Below are 2,073 nucleotides of genomic sequence, written 5' to 3' on the forward strand. Positions count from 1 at the left end.
CGCTCCTCGAAGAGCTCGACTACCGCATCGAAGCCCGCAACACGCAGATGATCGGCGCCACCCTCGACCGGATCGACCGGGCCGATCCCCTCCGGCGGCGCGCCGTCACGGCTCCCGCGATCTTCCCCGCCGCCTCGCACCAGCGCGTCCTGACGATGGGCTTGGTCGACGGCACCGCGCTCAGCGATTCCGCGGACCGACTCTCACGGATGGATGCCGCCGCGCGCGACCGTCTGGCAGAGGTGCTCATGTCGACGGTCATCGAGCAGATCCTCGTCTACGGCGTCTTCCACGCCGACCTGCATCCGGGCAACGTGCTGCTGCGCGAGGACGGCACGCTCGGCATGATCGACTTCGGAGCCGTCGGGGTCATCGAGCGCAGTCGCCGTCAGCACCTCACAGCCCTGCTGCTGGCCGCGCTGAGCGAGAACGACATCGCGGCCGTCGATGCCCTCCTCCTCATCGTGGAGGCCCCCGCCGACCTCGACGTCGAGGCCTTCCGTCATGACGTGGGCGTGGTCCTGACGACCGAGCACCTGCGCAGCGACGCGCACGCGTCCATCTTCACGCGGATGGTCGACGTGATCCGTCAGCATCGCCTCGCCCTCCCCGGCGAACTGGCCTCCGCCTTCCGCAGTTTCGCGACACTCGAGGGATGCCTCCGGGTCATCGTCGACGATTTCGACATGGCCGGTCGCGCGCTCGCGCTCATGCCCACCCTGCTGCGCCGCACGCTGTCGCTCTCGCGCATGGCCACCGACCTGCAGGCGAACGCGGTGATCGGCATGGCGCGCCTCGAGCAGATTCCGCGTCGGTTGGACGCGTTGCTCACCGGCGCCGAGAAGGGGTCGATCGGCATCACCCTGCGCGGAGAGGACGGCCGCGACCTGCGCGGTCTGCTCGACCGCGCGACGGCCGAGATCGCCTCAACGCTCGTGTCCATCGCGGCCGTCGTCCTGGCCGTCGTGCTGATCGTGAGCGGCGGGGGACCCGTGCTCGGGGGATCCATCACCCTGTTCGCGGTGCTGGGGGCCGGAATCGGGCTCTTCGGCTTCCTCGGCCTGCTGCGCATCGTCCGTCGGACCTTCGCCAGGAAGGACTGAGGATGCCGCGGCCCTCTCGCTCCGCCGCGCGTAGGCGACCCCCGCGGTCCCGCCGTTCGCCGCAGGACTCAGGGCGAAATGGGCTCCCGGCCGGTGGGATCCGCCCCCGTCGGCGCACCCTCATGATGCTGACGGGCCTGTACGCGGTGGCGCTCGCCGTCATCCTGCTGTGGCCCGACCACCTCGACCGGGACGCCGGCTTCGCCTACGGCCTCATCTACGCGGCCTTCCCCGGCGCGAGCCCGCTGCACGTCGACTTCGCGCTGAACGTCGTGCTGTTCGTGCCCTTCGGCGTGCTGCTCGCGCTCTTCGTGAGATGCCGGCCCTGGGCCGTGCTCGGCGTCTCGCTGGGCGTCCCGGTCCTGGTCGAGACCGCCCAGGCGCTCTTCCTGCCCGGGCGTACCGCGAGTGCGGCGGACGTCGTCGCCAATGCCACGGGTGCGCTCGTCGGCGCGATCATCACGGCTTCCGTCCGTCGTCGCGTCACCCGCCGCCACACCCGGGGTCGCGACTGACATCACCCGCTCCGCGGCGACCTCCGGGACGTCTGCCGAGGCCGCGAGGTCGCGCAGCAGCCGCCGGGGATCCAGCCGGCGCGGGTCGTACTCCCTCCAGTCGGGCGCCGCGGTCTCGAGCTCGTTGAGCACCTGCGAGCGCCCCTGCTGGTATAGCGCGTGCAGGCGGCCGACGCGGCGCGGCAGTTCCCGGCTCCACGCGAGCAGCCGGCCGGGCCCGACGACGAGTCCGATCAGGATGCCGACCAGCACCAGTTTGTTGACGTCGATGCCCAGCACGCTCACGCCCCCGCATGACCGGGCGGAAGGGATCCCCCGCGCGACGGCTGCGATACTCCCGCCGCGTCAGGGGCCGCGGCTTGATCGTCCCGGTCGCCGGTCCCGACAGCGTCGACACGGCCCCCAGGATGGTCGACACCGCCAGCGTGGCCTGACGCTCGAAGTCGCGCCACACC

The 2,073-nt window shown here is 71.6% G+C and carries 2 protein-coding genes; both read left to right on the forward strand.

The genetic code is table 11. The features are described 5' to 3' along the window. Positions 1 to 1,103, forward strand: a 1,103-nt coding sequence (locus DBR36_RS13755; RefSeq protein WP_219927658.1) for an AarF/UbiB family protein, incomplete at its 5' end; no start/stop codon positions are given. A 122-nt stretch (positions 1,104 to 1,225) separates the two neighbouring features. Beyond that, the gene (locus tag DBR36_RS17855) at positions 1,226 to 1,618 is read left to right on the forward strand and encodes a VanZ family protein (RefSeq protein WP_108320284.1); all 393 of its coding nucleotides are present in this window, start codon (positions 1,226 to 1,228) and stop codon (positions 1,616 to 1,618) included. Positions 1,619 to 2,073: the final 455 nt, after the last annotated feature.

Origin of the sequence: Microbacterium sp. HMWF026, from assembly GCF_003061325.1 — a bacterium.
GTDB lineage: Bacteria > Actinomycetota > Actinomycetes > Actinomycetales > Microbacteriaceae > Microbacterium > Microbacterium testaceum_E.